The organism is Amycolatopsis sp. Hca4, from assembly GCF_013364075.1.
In the GTDB taxonomy this organism is placed as follows: domain Bacteria; phylum Actinomycetota; class Actinomycetes; order Mycobacteriales; family Pseudonocardiaceae; genus Amycolatopsis.
Window position 1 is genome coordinate 8,313,072 of the sequence record NZ_CP054925.1, and the last position, 17,398, is coordinate 8,330,469.

18 protein-coding genes are annotated in these 17,398 nt (G+C 73.0%); 7 read left to right on the forward strand and 11 right to left on the reverse strand.

All coding sequences use genetic code 11. The annotated features are described in order from the left end of the window. Genes bluB through cbiE form a run of 5 tightly spaced genes read right to left on the reverse strand, consistent with a single transcriptional unit; the run spans window position 1 to window position 4,319 of the window. On the reverse strand, window positions 1-660 hold the full coding sequence (gene bluB, locus HUT10_RS37805) for a 5,6-dimethylbenzimidazole synthase (protein WP_176175561.1): 660 nt from the start codon (window positions 658-660) through the stop codon (window positions 1-3). Further along, window positions 657-1,376, reverse strand: coding sequence for a cobalt-precorrin-6A reductase (locus HUT10_RS37810; RefSeq protein ID WP_176175562.1), 720 nt, complete (start codon window positions 1,374-1,376; stop codon window positions 657-659). Before HUT10_RS37810 ends, bluB begins: the two co-directional genes overlap by 4 nt. Continuing rightward, on the reverse strand, window positions 1,373-2,389 hold the full coding sequence (locus tag HUT10_RS37815) for a Gfo/Idh/MocA family protein (RefSeq protein WP_176175563.1): 1,017 nt from the start codon (window positions 2,387-2,389) through the stop codon (window positions 1,373-1,375). The genes HUT10_RS37810 and HUT10_RS37815 overlap by 4 nt, the downstream gene beginning before the upstream one ends. Next, window positions 2,386-3,147, reverse strand: a complete 762-nt coding sequence (gene cobM, locus HUT10_RS37820; RefSeq protein WP_176175564.1) for a precorrin-4 C(11)-methyltransferase — start codon at window positions 3,145-3,147, stop codon at window positions 2,386-2,388. Before cobM ends, HUT10_RS37815 begins: the two co-directional genes overlap by 4 nt. Next, the gene (gene cbiE / locus HUT10_RS37825; RefSeq protein WP_176175565.1) at window positions 3,144-4,319 is read right to left on the reverse strand and encodes a precorrin-6y C5,15-methyltransferase (decarboxylating) subunit CbiE; all 1,176 of its coding nucleotides are present in this window, start codon (window positions 4,317-4,319) and stop codon (window positions 3,144-3,146) included. The genes cobM and cbiE overlap by 4 nt, the downstream gene beginning before the upstream one ends. Before the next feature lie 68 nt (window positions 4,320-4,387). On the opposite strand from cbiE, the gene HUT10_RS37830 reads away from it, so the two are divergent. The 5 genes from HUT10_RS37830 (at window position 4,388) to HUT10_RS37850 (ending at window position 9,721) form a co-directional block, all read left to right on the forward strand. Further along, on the forward strand, window positions 4,388-6,334 hold the full coding sequence (locus HUT10_RS37830; RefSeq protein WP_176175566.1) for a putative cobaltochelatase: 1,947 nt from the start codon (window positions 4,388-4,390) through the stop codon (window positions 6,332-6,334). Continuing rightward, the gene (gene cobO / locus HUT10_RS37835) at window positions 6,334-6,948 is read left to right on the forward strand and encodes a cob(I)yrinic acid a,c-diamide adenosyltransferase (protein ID WP_176175567.1); all 615 of its coding nucleotides are present in this window, start codon (window positions 6,334-6,336) and stop codon (window positions 6,946-6,948) included. Before HUT10_RS37830 ends, cobO begins: the two co-directional genes overlap by 1 nt. 5 nt (window positions 6,949-6,953) lie before the next feature. Beyond that, a complete protein-coding gene (locus HUT10_RS37840; RefSeq protein ID WP_176175568.1) occupies window positions 6,954-8,273 on the forward strand; it encodes a cobyrinate a,c-diamide synthase in 1,320 nt (439 codons plus the stop codon). Then, window positions 8,266-9,282, forward strand: coding sequence for an Rv2231c family pyridoxal phosphate-dependent protein CobC (cobC, locus tag HUT10_RS37845; RefSeq protein ID WP_176175569.1), 1,017 nt, complete (start codon window positions 8,266-8,268; stop codon window positions 9,280-9,282). Before HUT10_RS37840 ends, cobC begins: the two co-directional genes overlap by 8 nt. Before the next feature lie 82 nt (window positions 9,283-9,364). Continuing rightward, window positions 9,365-9,721: a VOC family protein gene (locus HUT10_RS37850; protein WP_176175570.1), complete on the forward strand. Its 357-nt coding sequence runs from the start codon at window positions 9,365-9,367 to the stop codon at window positions 9,719-9,721. Here HUT10_RS37850 and HUT10_RS37855 read toward each other — a convergent pair. The 4 genes from HUT10_RS37855 to HUT10_RS37870 form a co-directional block, all read right to left on the reverse strand. Beyond that, the gene (locus HUT10_RS37855) at window positions 9,705-10,391 is read right to left on the reverse strand and encodes a YafY family protein (RefSeq protein WP_254897212.1); all 687 of its coding nucleotides are present in this window, start codon (window positions 10,389-10,391) and stop codon (window positions 9,705-9,707) included. The genes HUT10_RS37850 and HUT10_RS37855 overlap by 17 nt on opposite strands. Before the next feature lie 356 nt (window positions 10,392-10,747). Further along, on the reverse strand, window positions 10,748-11,464 hold the full coding sequence (locus tag HUT10_RS37860) for an adenosylcobinamide-GDP ribazoletransferase (protein ID WP_176178238.1): 717 nt from the start codon (window positions 11,462-11,464) through the stop codon (window positions 10,748-10,750). A gap of 23 nt (window positions 11,465-11,487) precedes the next feature. Next, window positions 11,488-12,501: a nicotinate-nucleotide--dimethylbenzimidazole phosphoribosyltransferase gene (cobT, locus tag HUT10_RS37865; protein ID WP_176175572.1), complete on the reverse strand. Its 1,014-nt coding sequence runs from the start codon at window positions 12,499-12,501 to the stop codon at window positions 11,488-11,490. A gap of 13 nt (window positions 12,502-12,514) precedes the next feature. Further along, a complete protein-coding gene (locus HUT10_RS37870) occupies window positions 12,515-13,156 on the reverse strand; it encodes a bifunctional adenosylcobinamide kinase/adenosylcobinamide-phosphate guanylyltransferase (protein WP_176175573.1) in 642 nt (213 codons plus the stop codon). A gap of 35 nt (window positions 13,157-13,191) precedes the next feature. Between HUT10_RS37870 and HUT10_RS37875 the strand changes: the two genes are divergently transcribed. Beyond that, window positions 13,192-14,205, forward strand: coding sequence for a cobalamin biosynthesis protein (locus HUT10_RS37875; RefSeq protein WP_176178239.1), 1,014 nt, complete (start codon window positions 13,192-13,194; stop codon window positions 14,203-14,205). A 304-nt stretch (window positions 14,206-14,509) separates the two neighbouring features. Beyond that, window positions 14,510-15,991 carry a cobyric acid synthase gene (locus tag HUT10_RS37880; protein WP_176175574.1) on the forward strand — a complete coding sequence of 494 codons (1,482 nt, stop codon included), beginning with the start codon at window positions 14,510-14,512 and terminating at the stop codon, window positions 15,989-15,991. A 346-nt stretch (window positions 15,992-16,337) separates the two neighbouring features. Here the strand turns inward: HUT10_RS37880 and HUT10_RS37885 are convergent, their stop codons facing one another. Further along, complete coding sequence (locus HUT10_RS37885; RefSeq protein WP_176175575.1) at window positions 16,338-17,093, reverse strand: CbtA family protein; 756 nt, start codon at window positions 17,091-17,093, stop codon at window positions 16,338-16,340. 18 nt (window positions 17,094-17,111) lie between these two features. After that, window positions 17,112-17,321 (reverse strand): CbtB-domain containing protein, encoded by a 210-nt coding sequence (locus HUT10_RS37890; protein ID WP_176175576.1) that lies wholly within the window; start codon window positions 17,319-17,321, stop codon window positions 17,112-17,114. Window positions 17,322-17,398 lie beyond the last annotated feature (77 nt).

A 17,398-nucleotide genomic window follows, 5' to 3' on the forward strand; every position in this document is an offset into this window, starting at 1 on the left:
TCAGACGTCGGCGGCTGACGCAGCCCCCGGGTCACGCGGGGTGAACCGCCCGTGGTGTATCGCCGCGGACAGGGGACGGCGGCTCCGCCAACCGTGGCGCTCCAGGTCGGGCACGGTCTCCAGCTTGCTCACCGGCCCGGCGCAGAGCCACGCGACCGGGCGGACGCCGTCCGGGATGCCGAGCAGCTCGCCGAGGAACGGCTCGCGGTAGAAGCTGACCCAGCCGACGCCAAGGCCTTCCGCGGTCGCGGCCAGCCAGAGGTTCTGGATCGCCAGGCACACCGAGTAGAGCCCGGCGTCGGCGATGGCGTGCCGTCCGAGCACGTCGGGCGCGCCGCGCGCCGGGTCGTAGGTGACGACGATGCCGAGGCTCGATTCGAGGATGCCCTCGATCTTGATGTTCGCGAAGGTGCTCGCCCGGTCTTCGGCGAGCTGCCCGGCGAAGACCTCGCGCTCGTCGTGGACGTGCTTGGCGAACTTCTCCCGCGTCGCGACGTCGTCGACCAGCACGAAGTCCCACGGCTGGGTGAGCCCGACGCTCGGCGCGGCGTGCGCGGCCTCGAGGATCCGCGTCAGCGTGGCTTCGGGGATCGGCTCGCCGGTGAACTCGCCGCGGACGTCCCGCCGCTTGCGCAGGACTTCGTAGAACTCTTCGATCATCGGTGCAGGACCCATTCGACGGCGGCGGGGACGGTTTCGGCGGTCTCCGTCCGCGGCCGCGGCGGCCGCCGGACCACCAGGACGGGCTTCCCGAGTTCGCGGGCGGCGGTCAGTTTCGCGCTGGTCTGCGCGCCGCCGGAGTCCTTGGTGACCAGGACGTCGACCCGGCCGAGCAGCTCCCGCTCGGCGGCCACCTCGTACGGTCCGCGGGCGAGGATCAGCTCGTGGTGCCGCGGTAGCGGCGGCTCGGGCGGGTCGACGCAGCGGATCAGGAACCACAGGTCGTCGAGGTGCGCGAAGGCGGGCAGACCCTGGCGGCCGCTGGTCAGGAACACGCGGTTGCCCAGGCGGGGGAGCTGACGGGCGGCGTCGGCGAGGTCGTCGGCCCAGTGCCAGACGTCCTGCGGACCCGGTTGCCAGCCCGGCCGCGCGAGCCGGAGCAGCGGCGTCTTCGTCAGCTCGGCCGCTTTCGCCGCGTTCGCGCCGATGCGCTCGGCGAAGGGGTGGGTCGCGTCCACGACGGCGTCGATCCGGTTCTCGCGCAGGTACGCGGCGAGACCTTCCGGGCCGCCGAAGCCGCCGACACGCACTTCGCCGACGGGCAGCTTCGGCCGCGCGACACGCCCCGCCAGCGAAGACACAACGCGCACTTCGCGCGTGGTGAGCGCTTCGGCGAGCTGCCGGGCTTCGCCGGTCCCGCCGAGGATGAGGATCACGAGGAACGCCCGTAGCCGACCGCCTCGCGCCAGCGGTCCAGCGTACGCAGGTTGGCGAGGGTCTCCGCCCAGGTCAGCTCCGGGGCCTGCCGGTCTTCGACGTGCGCGGCGACGTGGTCGGCTTCGCGCGCGAAGACGCCCTGGGTGGCTTCGACCTCGATGACCTCCGGCTCGCCGCCGGCCGGGGTCAGGATGATCTCCGAGACGCCGGGCTTGCGCAGCGGGTGGATCCACGCGGGCTGCGGGATGTGGATCTGCCCGGCCGAGCCGAAGACGCGGATGCCGTCCTCGCGGGTCAGCCGGATGCCGCAGGAGATGGTCGCGAGGATGTCCCCGGGCAGCCGCAGCAGGCCGGTCGCCCACTCGTCGACGCCGGTGGCGGACAGGTGCGCCATCCCGCTGACCTCGGACGGCTCGACGACGTCCTGCCCGGTCGCGGCCTGCGCGACCAGCCGCGCCAGCGACGTGCAGTAGCAGCCGACGTCCAGGATCCCGCCGCCGCCGAGCGCCGGATCGCTCAGCCGGGCGGTCTCCTCCGGGTTGCTGTCGAAGGAGAAGGTGGTGTCCACCGCGCGGACCTCGCCGATGGCGCCGGAGGAGATCAGCTCGGCCAGCCGCCGCGTCTGCGGGTGCAGCCGGTACATGAACGCCTCCATCAGGAAGACGTCGTTCGCGCGGGCCGCGGCGATCACCTCCTCGGCATCGGCGGCGGTGATCGTCAGTGGCTTCTCGCACAGCACGTGCTTCCCGGCTTCGGCGGCGGCGATGGCCCACTGCTTGTGCAGCGCGTGCGGCGTCGAGACGTACACGGCGTCGACGTCGGGGTCGGCGAGGAGCTCTTCGTAGCTGCCGTAGGCCTTCGGGATGTCGAAGCGCGTGGCGAACTCCCGCGCTCGCCCGGCGTCCCGCGCCGCGACGGCGCCGAGGACACCGTGCTTGCTTTCGTCGACGCCCGCGGCGAAGTGGGCGGCGATCGTCCCGGCGGCCAGCAGGCCCCAGCGCAGTTCCGTCACAACGACTCCGGTTGGTTCGCCCGGTCACGGGCACTCGAGTAGAGGAAGCTGTCGGGGAAGTCCGTGGCGGCGAGCACCCGCCCCACGAAGATGGTGGCGGCGCGCGTCATCCCGGCTTCGCGGACCAGCGAGGGCAGCTCGCCGAGCACCCCGCGCAAGACGGTTTCCCCGGCTTGGCTCGCCAGCGCGACGACGGCGACAGGGCAGTCATCGCCGTAGTGCGGCTTGAGTTCCTCGGCCACCCGCTCGACGTGGTTGATGGCGAGGTGCAGCGCGAGCGTGGCCCCGGTCGCGGCGAAGGCGGCGAGGGTTTCGCCGGACGGCATCTTCGTGGAGCGCGCCTGAACCCGGGTGATGACCAGGCTCTGCCCGATTTCGGGCACGGTGAGCTCCCGCTTCAGCACGGCGGCCGAAGCGGCGAAGGCAGGCACGCCGGGGACGACGTCGTAGGGAACCCCGGCCGCGTCGAGCCGCCGCACCTGCTCGGCCACGGCGCTGTAGAGCGACGGATCGCCCGAGCACAGCCGCGCGACCTCGTGCCCGGCCCGGTGCGCCTCGACCAGCTTCGCGACGATCTGCTCGAGGCTGAGGTTCGCCGTGTCGACGAGCTCGGCCCCGGGCGGGCAGTACGCGAGCAGGTCCGGAGGCGTCATGCTGCCCGGGTAGAGGCAGACACCGCACCGGGCGAGCAGGTCCCGGCCGCGCACGGTGATGAGGTCGGCGGCGCCGGGCCCGGCGCCGATGAAGTGCACGGTCACCGGCTGCTCCACTGCGTCACGACCCGGGCCGGCGTCCAGCCCGTGAAGCCGCCCAGCGGCGCCGCCTTCTCCACACCGATCCGCAGCAGCTCCCCGCCGTACTCCTCGTACGCGCGGGCCAGGACCTGCTCGGCCTCCAGCGTCACCCCGTGCGCCACCACTCGTGCGCCGGTGGCCACGCAGGCGTCCAGTACGCCCGGCGCCGTGACGCCGCCTCCGATGAAGACCGCATCCGGCGCGGGCAGCGCGCTCAGCGCTTCCGGTGCTTCCCCCGCCACCACCTCCAGTTCCGGTACTCCCAGGTCCAATGCGTTCCGGCCGATCCGCTCGGCCCGCTCCGGAGAGCGTTCGATCGCGACCGCACGGTTCAGCCCGTGCATCCGCGACCACTCGATGCCGACGCTGCCCGCGCCCGCGCCGACGTCCCACAACAGCTCGCCGGGACTCGGCGCGAGGCGGGCCAGCGCCGACACGCGGAGGTCGCGCTTGGTCAGCTGCCCGTCGTGGGCGTACACGTCGTCCGGGATGCCGATCAGCGGCAACGCCGGACCCGCGCACGCCAGCGCGAACACCGTCAGCGGTCCGGGATCGCCGGCCCAGCCGTCGGAGATGCGCTCGTCGGGCCCGCCCAGGTTCTCCAACGCGATCAGTTCGCTCTCGCCGTAACCCCGCACGGTGAGCAGGGAGCGCAAAGCGGGCGCGTCGGCACCCAGGACGAGCACTCGCCGGCGCGGCGCCAGTACCCGGGCGACGCGGGCCGACGACCGGCCGACGATGGTGACCACCTCGGTCTCCTCGGCGGACCAGCCCAGCCGTGCCCGGGCCAGTGTCACCGACGAGAGCGCGGGCAGCGCCTCGACCTCGTATCCATGGGCCACCAGTGTGGCACCCACCCCCGACAAAAACGGATCTCCGCTGGCCAGGACGCAGATCCGGGCGCCTTCGTGCTCGGCGATGACCGCGTCCAGGCCCGGCAGCAACGGCGTCGGCCACGCCCGCGCCGGGACGTCCTCGGGCAGGTAGCCCAGCTGCCGGGGCGCACCCAGCACGACGTCGGCGGCGAGCACCGCGGCCCGCGCCTGTTCCGACAGCCCGGACCAGCCGTCGGCCCCGATCCCGACCACGGTCAGGCGGTCCGCTCCGGCAGCCGGTGGACGTGATGTTTCGCGCACGATTTCCCACCCTAAGCGAGGCAGGCGCTGTGCGATGATCGGCCGGTCGCCGAGCTGGAGGAGCGCTGTTGAAGCCGTACCCGTTCACCGCCGTCGTCGGGTTGCCGGACCTGCGCCTGGCGCTGGTCCTGTCCTCGATCTCGCCCGCCGTCGGTGGGGTGCTGGTGCGCGGCGAAAAGGGCACCGCGAAGTCGACCATGGTCCGCGCGCTCGCGGGCCTGCTGCCGCGTGTCGACGTCGTCGACGGCTGCCGGTTCTCCTGCGATCCCTCGGCTCCCGACCCGCTCTGCCCGGACGGCCCGCACGACGGCGCGAAGAGCCGCCGGCGGCCCGCGAAGCTGGTCGAGCTGCCCGTCGGCGCGGCCGAAGACCGCGTCATCGGCTCCCTGCACCTGGAACGCGCGCTCGCCGAAGGCGTCACGGACTTCCAGCCCGGCCTCCTGGCCGCAGCGCACCGCGGGCTTCTCTACGTCGACGAGGTCAACCTGCTGCACGACCACCTCGTCGACACGCTGCTGGACGCCGCCGCGATGGGCCGCGCGACCGTCGAGCGCGAGGGCGTTTCGGTGTCACACGCCGCACGCTTCGTGCTGATCGGCACCATGAACCCCGAAGAGGGCGAGCTGCGGCCGCAGCTGCTGGACCGGTTCGGGCTGACCGTCGAGGTCGCCTCCAGCCGTGACCCGGAGCAGCGCGTCGAGGTCGTCCGCCGTCGTCTCGCCTACGAAGCCGATCCGGACGCCTTCGCCGCCCAGTACGCCGAGGAAGATGGCCGGCTCGCCGCGGACATCGAAGCGGCGCAACGGCTTCTGCCCGCCGTCAAGCTCCCCGACGAGGCCCTGCGGCAGATCGCCGAGGTCTGCGCGTCCTTCGAGGTCGACGGCATGCGCGCGGACATCGTCACCGCGCGCACGGCGGTCGCGCACGCGGCCTGGTCCGGTCGCGACGAGGTGACCACCGACGACGTCCGCGTCGCCGCGCGGCTCGCGCTGCCGCACCGGCGCCGCCGCAACCCGTTCGACGCGCCCGGCATCTCGGAAGAGCAGCTCGAGCAGGCCCTCCAGGACGCCCAGCCGGACCCCGGTCCCGAAGACGACGGCCCCGGCTCGGGGTCGACGCCGCCGGAAGCGCCCGAGCCGCCGCAGGGCAGCGAGAACGCACCCCAGGGCGAGCCGAAACCCAGTGGTGGCCAGCAGAAGACCGTCGGGGCCGGCGACACGTTCAAGGCCCGCGTCTTCCGCGTCAAGGGCATGGGCGAAGGCGAGCGTGGCCGCCGTTCCCGCGCGATCACCGACAGCGGTCGGACCATCGGCGTCCAGCCCGCCAGCGTCCGCGAAGGCCGTCCCCACCTGGTCGCGACCGTGAAAGCCGCCGCACCGCACCAGAAAGCCCGCGGACGCGCCGGCGCCGGCCTGAAGCTGCGGCCGGAGGACGTCCGCTACGCGCTGCGCGAAGGCCGTGAAGGCAACCTCGTCCTGTTCTGCGTCGACGCGTCCGGATCGATGGGTGCGAAGGCGCGGATGCGCGAGGTCAAGTCCGCGGTCCTGTCGCTGCTGCTCGACGCCTACCAGCGGCGGGACAAAGTCGGGCTCGTCACCTTCCGCGGCAACGCTGCAGAACTCGCGTTGCCGCCGACGATCAGCGTCGACGCGGCCGCGTCCCGCCTCGAAGGCCTCCTGACCGGCGGCCGGACGCCGCTGGCCGAAGGACTCCTGGAAGCCGCCCGCGTGCTGCGAGTCGAAGAGATCCGTGACCCGCGGCGCCGTCCGCTGCTGGTCGTCGTCACCGACGGCCGCGCCACCAGCGGCCCCGACGCCGTCGCGCGCGCTCAGGCCGCGGCCGGGCTGCTCAACGGCGTCACGACGATCGTCATGGACTGCGAGAGCGGCAAGATGCGGCTCGGCCTCGCCGCCGACCTCGCCGCCCACCTCGGCGCGGAACACGTCCCGCTCGCCGACGTCGCCGCCGAATCGCTGGCGGGCGCCGTCCGCGCCCGGACCGGAAGGGCCGCCTGATGCCGCAGGGGAAACCGTCGGTGGTGCCGGAAGACGGCCTGACCACGCGCCAGCGCCGCAACCGGCCGCTGCTCGCCGTGCACACCGGTGAGATGAAGGGCAAGTCGACGGCCGCGTTCGGGATGGCGCTGCGGGCCTGGAACCAGGGCTGGTCGATCGGCGTGTTCCAGTTCGTCAAGTCGGCGAAGTGGCGCGTCGGCGAGGAGGCCGCGTTCAAGGCGCTGGGGAAGCTGCACGACGACACCGGCCAGGGTGGCCCGGTCGAGTGGCACAAGATGGGCGAGGGCTGGAGCTGGGCGCGCAAGTCCGGCACCGACGAGGACCACGCCGCGAACGCCCGTGAGGGCTGGGCGGAGATCAAGCGGCGGCTCGCGGCCGAGGCGCACGACTTCTACGTCCTCGACGAGTTCTCCTACCTGCTGAAATGGGGCTGGCTCGAGGTCGACGACGTCGTGTCCGCGTTGGTCTCGCGGCCGGGCCACCAGCACGTCGTCATCACCGGCCGGTACGCGCCGCCGGAGCTCGTCGAGGCCGCCGACCTGGTCGCCGAGATGACCAAGGTCAAGCACCCGATGGACGCCGGGCAGAAGGGCCAGCGGGGGATCGAGTGGTAGCGCGCGTGGTCGTCGCCGCGCCCGGCTCCGGGCACGGCAAGACGACCGTCGCCGCCGGGCTGATGGCCGCGCTGCGCGCGGCCGGGCACCGGGTGTCCGGGCACAAGGTCGGGCCGGATTTCATCGATCCGAGCTACCACGCCCTGGCCACCGGGCGTCCCGCGCGCAACCTCGACCCGTTCCTGCAGGGCGAGGAGCGGCTGGTTCCCTTGCTCCGGCACGGTTCCCACGGCGCCGACATCGCCGTGATCGAAGGCGTGATGGGCCTGTTCGACGGGGCACTGGGCACCGAGGGCTACGCTTCGACGGCCCACGTGGCGCGGGTGCTGGACGCGCCGGTGGTGCTGGTCGTCGACGCCTCGGCCGCGTCCCGCAGTGTCGCCGCGACCGTGCTCGGCTTCGCCCACTACGACAACCGCGTCCGGCTCGCCGGCGTCATCCTGAACAAGCTGGGCTCGCAGCGGCACCGCGACGAGATCGCGTCCGCGCTGGAAGCCACCGGCGTCCCGCTGCTGGGTGCGTTGTACCGCAACGAAGAGATCCACGCGCCGAGCCGGCACCTCGGGCTCGTCCCGGCGGCGGAACGGGCCGCGGAGGCGCAGCACGTGCTGCCCGCGCTGGCCGCGTGGGTGCGGGACGGCGTCGACCTCGAAGCGATCGTCCGGATCGCTTCCGGTGCGTCGCGGCTTTCGGTGCCGCCGTGGGAACCGTCCGGGGTGGACGGTCCACAAGTGACCGTCGCCGCCGCCGGTGGTCCGGCGTTCACGTTCCGGTACACCGAGAACGTCGAGCTGCTGGCGGCCTGCGGGGTTTCCGTCGTGGACGTCGATCCCTTACGGGACCAGGCGCTGCCCGACGGGTGCGCCGGCCTGTACTTCGGTGGCGGGTTCCCCGAGGTGCACGCGGCCGAGCTGTCGGCGAACACGGCGTTGCGGTCCGCGGTCGCTTCGGCCATCGAGGGCGGCATGCCGGTGAGCGCGGAGTGCGCGGGGCTGCTGTACCTGTGCCAGTCCCTGGACGACGTGCCGATGGTCGGCGCGGTGCCCGCGGACGCCAAGATGACCGCCCGCGGCAAGCTCGGCTACCGGCGCGCGGTCGCCGTGGAGGACAACCTGCTCGCGACGGCGGGGCAGCGCGTCACCGGGCACGAGTTCCACCGCACGGAGGTGACGCCGTCGCACGGCGCTTCGGCGGCTTGGGGCTGGGACCGGCAGCTGGACGGCTTCGCGTCGCCGACGCTGCACGCGTCCTACCTGCACGTCCACTGGGCCGGGTATCCCGAGCTGGCCCACCGGTTCGCCGCGCAGGTGCGGGCGTATGCCTGATTACGACCTTCATCACCACGGCGATCGCGAAGTCGGTCCGGGGCTGATCGACTTGGCGGTGAACGTCCGCTTGCCTCGGCCGCCTTTATGGCTGCGAGAGGAACTGGCTTCCGCTTTGGATTCCCTGGCGGCTTATCCATCCACTGTGGATGCGGTTTCCGCGGTGGCCGAGCGTCACGGTCGTGCTTCTTCGGAGGTACTGGTCACCGCGGGCGCGGCAGAGGCTTTCACGCTGCTGGCCTCGGCTTTCCGGCCGGATCATGCGGTCGTCGTGCACCCGCAGTTCACCGAGCCGGAGGCCGCGTTGCGGGCGGCGGGACACCCGGTTTCGAGGGTGATCCTGTCCGAAGCGGACGGGTTCGTGCTGGACCCCGGTGCGGTGCCGTCCGACGCCGACCTGGTGTTCGTCGGCAACCCGACGAATCCCACCTCGGTGCTGCACCCGGCTTCGGCCCTACGTTCCTTGGCCCGGCCCGGGCGGCTGCTCGTGGTGGACGAGGCGTTCCTCGACGCGGTCCCCGGCGAAGTCGAGAGCCTGGCCGCCGGCCACCCGGGCGTGGTCGTGCTGCGCAGCCTGACCAAGACGTGGGGCCTGGCCGGGCTGCGGGCGGGGTACGTGCTCGCCTCGGCGGACGTCATCGAGCGGCTGCGGGCGGTGCAGGTGCCGTGGTCGGTGTCCACCTTGGCCGGCGTGGCGACGGTCGCTTGCTGCCGTCCGTCCGCTCTGGAGGAGGCGGAGAAGCTGGCGGTGGCCGCGGAAGCGGACCGCGAGTACCTGGTGTCGGGCTTGGCTGCTTCGGGTGTCGACGTGCTGGGTGATCCGCGCGGCCCGTTCGTGCTGGTGCGCGTGCCCGAAGGAGCTTCCGTGCGGGCGCGGCTGCGCGAGGCGGGCTACGCGGTGCGACGGGGGGACACGTTCCCCGGCCTCGGCCCGGACCACCTGCGGCTGGCCGTGCGCGACCGGGCGACCACCGATGCGTTCCTCACCGCGCTCCGGAAAATCTTGTAAACACCGACAGGGGGTTGTCGCCACCGCCGCCGAAACTGGGCGAAGCCGGGAAACGCCCGGTGTGGCAGCGAGAGGAACGACAATGCCCGGGTTCAACGACGTCGCCTGGTTCGAGATCGGCACCGACCAGCCGGCGGCCGCCGAACGGTTCTACGGCGAGGTCTTCGGCTGGAAGGTCGCGCAGGACGATTCGGCGAGCACCGATGCCGCTTACCGCGTCATCGACACCGGCGGTTCACGCGGCGGCCTCTTCACGGGCCAGGAGAACTACGCGGTCTTCACTGTCCTGGTCGAGGACGTGGAGGCCACCTGCCGTCAGGTCGAGAAAGCCGGCGGCCAGGTGCTGCGGCCACCGAGCGTCAACCCCGTCGGCGTGACGTTCGCGCACGTGCTCGACCCGGCGGGCAACCACTTCTCGGTGTTCACCCCGCCAAAGTGAGCTGCTGGACATCGCCGTAGGGGATTTCGAGGTCCTCGGGGCGCAGCCGGCGAAGGGGCGGCACCTCGGCGGTCACGGTGAAGGAGACGATCCGATCGGTGCGGAACGCCCGGATCTCCCCGCGCAGCCGGCACCAGGCCACGAGGTACCAGTGCTCGGGCTTGCCGACGTAGCCGAGCGGCTCGACCTCCCGCCGGGTGACGGCGCCCTCGCGGTCGGTGTACCGGATCCGCAGCACGCGGCGGATGTTGAGCACGGGCGGCATGGGCGGGATCGGACCGCTGCCGAGCAGGTGGACAGAGGCGGCGAGGTTCTTCGCCGCGTCGGCGTCCTCCCGCCGCATCGCGGCGACCAGCTTGCGCAGCGCCGAGCGGCCTTCCGCCCGGAACGGGGTGCCATCGAGATGCCTCAGCGCCAAGGCCATGGCGACGGCCTCGGCGGGCGTCAGGTTGACCGGCGGCATCGTGTGCGCCTTGTCGAGGCAGTACCCACCGGTCCGCCCGGCCTCGGCGTAGATGGGCGTGCCGGACTGCTGCAGGGCGCTGATGTCCCGCTCGACAGTGCGAACGCTGACCTCGAACCGGTCGGCGAGCCACCGGGCACTACGAGGCCGCGGCGCAACGGCACGCAGCTCTTCGACGAGGGCGTAGAGACGATCGGTTCGGTTCACGGGGATCACGGTAGGGAGGGGGTACGACAATTTCGGTTACTCGTGGAGGTGCCCGAACGCCGTCGCGCCGGTCCGCAGGCGGAACCGGCCCACTTGGCCGGGGCGATCGCGGGACGTTGCGTCGGCTGGTGGGGTGAGCGTCATCGCACCTTCCTGGTGCGCGGTTGTCCCACCCGGGCTGCGAGCTCCGGCTCGGGCGGCGCGGCCACGAGCTCTGTTCGCGGCGGTCGCCATCAGCAGGGCGACCGGCCATCGCCGGGCTCGGGGCGCGGTGCAGGTCTCGACGGTGCCGCGGGAGCCGCTGAGTGTCTCTGCCGCCGCGGCAGGGCACGCGGATCGGGCGCCGGGCAGCGGCCCTAGGTCGACAGCGCCACCAGCGCGGTCGCCACGGCGGTTTCGACAGTGGCCCCGAGGACATCCCCGGTGATGCCGCCGAGCCGCTTGGTGCACCGCCACAGCAGCGCGCCGGCGACGGCGTAGGAAAGGAGGACAGCGAGCGGCCCCCGCCACCACGGCAGCCCGGGCAGCAGCACGGCCAGCCCGGCCGCGGCCAGACCGACGGCGATCGCGGCCACGCGCGGCACCGAGCCGGCGACGGTCGCGCCGAGACCGTCCGGCCGAGCCGTCGGCACGCCCCGCGCGCAGGCCATGGAGAGCGTGCACCGGCCGACGAGCACGCCCGCGGCCGCCGTCACGGGATTGGCGGCGGTCAGGGCTCCGACCTGGACGAGGAGGACGAGCACGAGGGTGGCGACCCCGGTGGGCCCGGAGTCCCCGCGGCGCATGACGTCGAGGGCCTTGGCGCGGTCGTAGGACGCGCCGAGACCATCGGCGGTGTCGGCGAGCCCGTCGAGGTGCAGCCCCCGGCTGCCGAGCGCGACGGCCCCGAGCGCGAGTGCGGCGGTGGCCAGCGCCGGGAGGTGAGCTGCTTGCCCGGCGGCGACGACGAGCCCGGCGACCACGGCCAGGGGAAGGGCGGCCAGGGGAGCGAGCAGCATGGCGCCGCCGGCCACCCGCCGGTCGATGACGCGGGGCGCCGGGACGGGCACGGTGGTCAACGTCCCGACGGCCATCCGCGCGGAGTCCGGCCAGCGGCTCACGTCAAGTCGGCCAGCAGGCCCATGTCGGCCAGGATGGCCCGGGCCGCCCGCAGCGTGGGGACGGCCTGGACGGCTCCGCTGCCCTCGCCGAGCCGCAGGCCGAAGTCCAGGATCGGGTCCAGGCCGAGCGCCTTCAGCGCGAACGCCTGGGAAGGTTCCGTCGACCGGTGCCCGGCCAGCCACCACTGCTCGGCCCCGGGCGCGATGTCCCGCGCCACCAGCGCGGCGGCGCCGGAGAACACGCCGTCGAGCAGCACCGGGATGCCGAGGACCGCCGCCTGGACCAGGAAACCCGCCGTCGCCGCGGCGCAGGCGCTGCCCAGCGCCGTCAGCCGCTCGAAGGGGTCCTCCGTCCGGCCCGCGGTCCGGGCCAGTGCGGCCGTGACCGCCGCCGTCTTGCGCTCGAGGCCCGCGGCGTCCACGCCCGTCCCGGTGCCGACGACTTCCGTCGCCGGCAGGCCCAGGGAGGCCGCCACCAGCGCCGCGCACATCGCCGTGTTGCCGATGCCCATGTCGCCGGGGATCAGCACGTCCGCGTCGCGCTCCTCCAGGGCGATCGCCCGGCCCGCTTCGAACGCCGCCTGGGCTTCGCCCGGCAGCAGCGCGTCTTCGACGTCGATCGAGCCCGAACCGCGGCGGATCTTGTGCGCCGTCACCGACGGCGGCACGTCCGCGCCGTCCCAGTCGACGGCGATGTCCGCCACCCGCACCTTCGCCCCGACCTGGGCGGCCAGCACGTTGACGCCGCTCTTGCCGGCCAGGAACACCCGGACCATCGCCGCCGTCACCTCGCGCGGGTACGGCGAAAGCGCCGACACGCCGTGGTCGCCCGCGAAGACGACCACGCGGACGTCGTCCAGCGGCCGCGGTGGGACGCTGCCGTGCGCCGCGGACAGCCAGGCGGCGATCTCCTCGAGCCTGCCGAGCGCGCCGAGCGGCTTGACCAGGCCGTCGAGCCGCTCCAGCGCGGCGGCGCGGGCGGCGGGGTCGGGCACGGGTACGTCGAACACGGGCGCCTCCTGGCTACAGGTCGAGCGCCCGGCCCGCGACGACCAGCACGACCCGGTCGGCGTCGGCGGACACCCGGTTGTTGAGTGCGCCCAGCACATCACGGAACAGCCGTCCGGACGACGTTGCGGGCACCACACCGCTGCCGACCTCGTTGCTGACTGCGACCACCGGCACCCGCGCCGCGGCCCACGCGGCGAGGAAGTCCTCGAGCCGGTCGTCCAGGCGGTGCTCCCAGCCCGGCTTCTGCCGCCACGCGCCGACATCGTCCAGCACGCGGGACAGCCAGGTGCCGAGGCAGTCGATCAGCAGCGGTTCGGTCGCCGTGCGCAGGGTGCCGGCCAGGTCGGTGGTCTCGACGGTCTTCCAGTTCGCCGGCCGCCGCGCCTGGTGGGCGGCCACCCGCGCGGCCCATTCGGGATCGTCTTCGCCCGCCGGGAGCCCGGGCGCGACGTAGACGAGGTGCGAGTGGTGGGCGACGAGCCGCTCGGCGTGCCGTGACTTCCCCGAGCGGACCCCGCCGAGGACGAGCACCTTGCCTTCGTCACGCCCGTACCGGCGCAGGGCGCGAGCCAGGGTTTCGAGATACCCGGCGAGCCGGTGCGTCAGCCCCGCCGACGTACGTTTCTTCGCGGAGGCGACATTGGGCACAGTCATACCGGCATTCTGGTGCACGCGCTACCGTGCGCCACGTGCCACTCCGTCTAGGGACAACCGCGGCCGGACTCGTGACCGGATACGTAACCGACGCTCTGTTCGGTGACCCCCGAACGGGCCATCCGGTCGCCCTGTTCGGCACCGCCGCGGCCCGCCTGGAACACCGCCTGTGGGCCGATTCGAAGCCACGCGGAGCGGCGTACGCAGCGCTGTGCACCTTCAGCGCCGTAGGCCTCGGCGTCGCCCTTCAGACGGCGACGCGACGACGCCCCTTCGCTCGTTTCCTCCTCACTGCCGCATCCACGTGGGTCGTGCTGGGCGGCCGAGGCCTGGCGGCCGAAGGCGCCGAAATGGCCCGCCTGCTCGAAGCGGGCGACGTACCCGAAGCGCGTCAGAGGCTCTCGCACCTGTGCGCGCGCGACGCGACGACGCTCGACTCCGCGGAACTGACCCGAGCGGCGACGGAGTCGATCGCGGAGAACACGTCGGACGCCGTGGTCGCACCGCTGTTCTGGGGCGCCGTCGCCGGCATGCCGGGCCTCCTGGGCTACCGAGCGCTGAACACGCTCGACGCAATGGTCGGCTACCGCTCACCCCGCTACCGCCACTTCGGCTGGGCCGCAGCACGCGCCGACGACATGGCCAACCTGGTGCCCTCCCGAATCGGGGCGGCCCTCACCGCGCTGTGCGCCGGAGCCCGAGCCCGCGAATCCTGGAAGGTATGGCGCCGCGACGGCGGCCGTCACCCCAGCCCCAACGCGGGCCAGGTGGAAGCGGCATTCGCGGGAGCACTGAACATCCGCTTAGGCGGAACGAACACCTACGACGGCGAGAGCGAAACCCGCTCCCACCTCGGCAACGGCCGCAACCCCCAACCGTCGGACCTCCGCCGGGCCGTCCGCCTCTCCCGCCTGGTCGGCCTGGCCACAGTGGCCATCGCCGCCATCGCAGCCCCTGCCGTTCCTTGGCAACGCCCCGGCGCGAGAAGAACCGGCCAGCCTTCAGCCCAGCTGCCGACGGCCACCAGCCGCCGCGGAGTGACGTCATGAACCCACTAATGACATCCGACGGCCGGAAAGGGGCTGCCATGACGTCGGCCAACTGGGCAAGGTCGATCCCCCTTCGCCCCGGCATCCCCACTGGCCGAAAAAGGCGGAGCATCCGCAGGTCGCGACCGGTCGGCGCATACCCGAATGCTGCGGCCCGGGCCGCGACAAACCGCCCCGGACAAGCCCCCGCCACTCCCTGGGGGGCGGCCCCTGTCCAGTCTATCGGGACCCGGCGGGGCAAAACCGCCGTTCGGCGATCTGTGGACAAGTCCGCCGTTGCCGGCAGCCCTGTGGACAACCGGCGATGAGGAGCTTGCTCGTCGCCGGGACGACGTCTGATGCCGGGAAGAGCCTCGTCACCGCCGGGATTTGCCGGTGGCTTGCGCGGCAAGGGGTGCGGGTTGCGCCGTTCAAGGGGCAGAACATGTCCAACAACTCCATGGTCTGCGGCGACGGGGCCGAGATCGGCCGCGCGCAGTGGGTGCAGGCGCGGGCCGCGCGGGTCGAACCCGAGGCGGCGATGAATCCGGTGCTGCTCAAGCCCGGTAGCGACCGGCGGAGTCACGTCGTCGCGCTCGGGAAGCCGTTCGGGACGCTCGAAGCGGGCGAGTACGCCACCGGGCGGGCCGGGCTGGCCGAGATCGCCTTCGGGGCGTTCGAAGATCTTCGCTCGCGCTATGACGTCGTCGTCTGCGAAGGGGCGGGGAGCCCGGCGGAGATCAACCTGCGCGGGGGCGACTACGTCAACATGGGGCTCGCGCGGCGGTTCGGGCTGCCGGTGCTGGTCGTCGGCGACATCGACCGGGGCGGGGTGCTCGCGGCGATGTTCGGCACCCTTGCGCTGCTCTCGGCCGAGGACCAGGCGTTGGTCGTGGGCTGGGTGGTCAACAAGTTCCGCGGCGACGTCGGCCTGCTGCGGCCGGGCCTCGACAGCCTCGAGAAGGTCACCGGACGGCCGGTGCTGGGCGTCCTGCCGTGGCTGGACCGGGTGTGGATCGACTCCGAGGACGCCCTCGCCGTGGCGGGCTGGCGGCGGGAAACGCCTGGTGGGGGGCTCGGTGTCGCCGTTGTCCGGTTCCCGCGCGCGTCCAACGCCACCGATGTCGACGCGCTGGCCGCCGAACCCGGGGTCACCGTGACGCTCACCGCGGACCCGGACGTCGTCGCGGCGGCGGACGTCGTGGTGCTGCCCGGGTCGCGTGCCACCGTCACCGACCTTGCCTGGCTGCGGGAGCGCGGCCTGGACACGGCGGTCGCGGCACGGGCTGCCGCGGGGCGGCCCGTCCTCGGCATCTGCGGGGGCTACCAGATGCTCACCGGTTCCATTGTGGACGACGTGGAATCGGGTGCGGGCGAGGTGACGGGCCTCGGGCTGCTGCCCGGGCGGGTGACGTTCGCCGCGGAAAAGGTGCTCGCCCGGCCGGCCGGGGCATGGCGGGGCCACCCGGTGGACGCTTACGAAATCCACCACGGCTCGGTGTCCGCGACGGACCCGGCGGAGTCCTTTCTGGACGGTCAGCGCGCCGGGGCGGTCTGGGGCACGATGTGGCACGGCGCGTTCGAGAACGACGCCTTCCGCCGCGCCTGGCTCACCGAAGCGGCGGCGCAGGCCGGCGTGGGGTGGGCGCCGGCTCCGGGTGCGCCCGGGTTCGGCGACCTGCGCGAGGAGATGCTGGACAAGCTCGCCGACGCAATCGACGAGCACCTCGACACGGCGACGCTCCGGACGCTGATGGAGCACGGGGCGCCGGCGGGCCTGCCGTTCGTGCCGCCGGGGGCGCCGTAGCCGGGGAGACGGCCCTCGCTGTCCGCTCGGCCGAATCGCTCACGCCGGATGGCCGCGCGGCGGCACTCGCCGGCCCGGGACCGGGCCGGGCAACCGAACTGGTCTGGGAAGCCCTGACCGGCGCGGCGGTGCCGGACCGGGCCGGTTGCGGGAGAGACTCGGCCCCGGGCGTGGTGGTGCTGAACCGGGCCGGTCGCGGGACTGGGCTCGGTCCGGGTCGTGGTGGTGCCGAACCGGGCCGGTCGCGGGACACACCCGGCCCGGGGCGCGGCGGTGCCGAAGCCCACCCCAGCACCGCCGCGCGCACCGGAGCACCTGCAGCACTCCGGCCGGCCAAAAGGAACCCTCAGGCAGGAACCGGCGTCCGGCGGTTCAGCACCTTCTCCGCGAACGCTCCGAACGCCAAGCCCAGCGCCAGCCACAGCGTCACCTGCGTGCCCACCGAGGCCAGCCGGAAGCTCCACAGCGTCGAAGCCGGGAACGTTGCCGGGACCTCGTCGACCGACGGCATCAGCCAAGCCACCACGCCGATCACCACCACGTAGCCCGCCGCCGCCAGAAGAAAACCGTTCCAAGCTCCGAAACGGTCCGCCAGCTTCCTGCCGAACACAGTCGCGAAGATGCCCACCAGCAGCGAGACCGCCACGAAGCCGAAGTACAGCTCCGTGCGGGAACCGATCGTGCCCGGCTGGCCCACCGCCGGTGGGTTGGCCGGGTACTTCAGGAACGGCACCAGGAACACCACCGTGAACGCACCCACCGTGAGCAGCAGCGCCGTCACGCGGGGGCGTAGCGAACCGAGCCTTCCCTGGGCGAACGCGAAGGCCAGGGACAGCAGGCCGCCGATGGCGACGCCGTAGAGCAGCACGCCGGTCAGGAGGCCGAGCGTGCTCTGGATGTCGCGGGGGACCAGCTCTTCCTCTTCCGGCGTTGGAGTGGAAGGCGCGGAAGCGTCGTGGGAGTGCGAGTGGCCGCCGGAAGAATCTTCCAGGCCGATGGCCGTGTTCACCGATGGCTCGCCGAACGCGTAGGCGAACCCGAACGCGAGCACACCGGCGATCAGGCCCGCGAGCATGCCGCGGACCAGCAAGGTCTTCATCATGGGAGCGCGTGCCGCCGATCAGTGGCAGGGGAAGGCCAGCAGGTGCCGGCCGTCGTGCACGAACTCGTGGACGTAGTTGTTCGCGAACACCGCGAACGCGCCCTGCTCGGCGCTCACGAAGTACAACGCGATCATGGCGAGGAGCACCACGAACACCGCCCACGGCACGATCTCACGGATCGGGATGCGGATCGGGAGCGGAACGGCGGGAGCTGCCGTCTGGGTCATGGCGTGGCCTCCTCGGGCTTTCGCGGCCTCATCGGGGTCGGACACGAGGGTCCGGGTCTGGCTTCCCCCTGGTGGGG

Excerpts from the sequence above, each read along its gene's own strand:
- bluB (WP_176175561.1), bottom strand. The coding sequence starts at position 660 with ATGATCGAAGAGTTCTACGAAGTCCTGCGCAAGCGGCGGGACGTCCGC.
- cobO (WP_176175567.1), top strand. The coding sequence starts at position 6,334 with ATGCCGCAGGGGAAACCGTCGGTGGTGCCGGAAGACGGCCTGACCACG.
- cobC (WP_176175569.1), top strand. The coding sequence starts at position 8,266 with ATGCCTGATTACGACCTTCATCACCACGGCGATCGCGAAGTCGGTCCG.
- HUT10_RS37850 (WP_176175570.1), top strand. The coding sequence starts at position 9,365 with ATGCCCGGGTTCAACGACGTCGCCTGGTTCGAGATCGGCACCGACCAG.
- HUT10_RS37860 (WP_176178238.1), bottom strand. The coding sequence starts at position 11,464 with ATGGCCGTCGGGACGTTGACCACCGTGCCCGTCCCGGCGCCCCGCGTC.
- HUT10_RS37870 (WP_176175573.1), bottom strand. The coding sequence starts at position 13,156 with ATGACTGTGCCCAATGTCGCCTCCGCGAAGAAACGTACGTCGGCGGGG.
- HUT10_RS37880 (WP_176175574.1), top strand. The coding sequence starts at position 14,510 with ATGAGGAGCTTGCTCGTCGCCGGGACGACGTCTGATGCCGGGAAGAGC.
- HUT10_RS37885 (WP_176175575.1), bottom strand. The coding sequence starts at position 17,093 with ATGATGAAGACCTTGCTGGTCCGCGGCATGCTCGCGGGCCTGATCGCC.
- HUT10_RS37890 (WP_176175576.1), bottom strand. The coding sequence starts at position 17,321 with ATGACCCAGACGGCAGCTCCCGCCGTTCCGCTCCCGATCCGCATCCCG.